The organism is Kitasatospora sp. NPDC094028 (assembly GCF_049543595.1).
Lineage (GTDB): Bacteria > Actinomycetota > Actinomycetes > Streptomycetales > Streptomycetaceae > Kitasatospora.
The window spans coordinates 1-1,047 of sequence record NZ_JBMVFA010000131.1 but is presented as its reverse complement, the minus strand read 5'-3'; the positions used below and the strand labels follow the sequence as shown (position 1 = coordinate 1,047).

The following is a 1,047-nucleotide window of genomic DNA, read 5'->3' as shown; positions in this document are numbered from 1 at the left end:
TAGTCCCGGGTGTACCCGTACCCACCCAGCAACTGCACCGCGTCCGTGGTCACCTCCATCGCCACGTCCGACGCGAAACACTTCGCCGCCGCACCGAAGAACGTCAGATCCGCGTCCTGCCGCTGCGACTTCGCCGCCGCGACATACGTCATCTGCCGCGCCGCCTCCAGCTTCATCGCCATGTCCGCCAGCATGAACTGGATCCCCTGGAAATCCCCGATCGGCTTCCCGAACTGCTTGCGCTCACGCACATAGTTCTTCGCGTAGTCCAGCGCACCCTGCGCCACACCCACCGCCTGCGCCGCGATCGTCACCCGCGTGTGGTCCAGCGTCCGCATCGCCGTCGCGAACCCCGTCCCCTCCGCACCGATCATCCGGTCCGCCGGAATCCGCACATTGTCGAAGTACACCTCACGCGTCGGCGACCCCTTGATCCCCAGCTTCTTCTCCGGAGCACCGAACGACACCCCCTCGTCACCCTTCTCCACGACGAACGCCGAGATCCCCTTCGACCGCTTCTCCGGATCCGTCACCGCCATCACCGTGTAGAACTCCGACACCCCCGCATTGGTGATCCAGCGCTTCACCCCGTTCAGCACCCAGAAATCCCCGTCCCGCACCGCCCGCGTCGACATCCCCGCCGCGTCCGAACCCGCCTCCGGCTCCGACAGGCAGTACGAGAACATCCCCTCCCCACGCGCCAGCGCCCCCAGGTACTTCGCCTTCAGCTCCGGCGAACCCGACAACTGCACCGGCAACGACCCCAGCTTGTTCACCGCCGGAATCAACGACGAGGACACGCACACCCGCGCGACCTCCTCGATCACGATCACCGTCGCCAGCGCGTCCGCCCCCGCACCACCGAACTCCTCCGGCACGTGCACCGCGTGCAGATCGTTCGCCGTCAGCGCGTCCAACGCCTCCTGCGGGAACCGACCCTGCTCGTCCACCTCCGCCGCATACGGAGCGATCTTCGCCTCGGCCAGCGAACGCACCGCCTCGCGAAGCATCTGGTGCTCCTCGGAGATCCGGAAGAGATCGAAGTCC

At 66.9% G+C, this 1,047-nt stretch carries 1 protein-coding gene; it reads right to left on the bottom strand.

The annotated features are described in order from the left end of the window. A partial coding sequence (locus ACPC54_RS42310) for an acyl-CoA dehydrogenase family protein (RefSeq protein WP_498973099.1) occupies window positions 1-1,047 on the bottom strand: 1,047 nt, incomplete at both ends.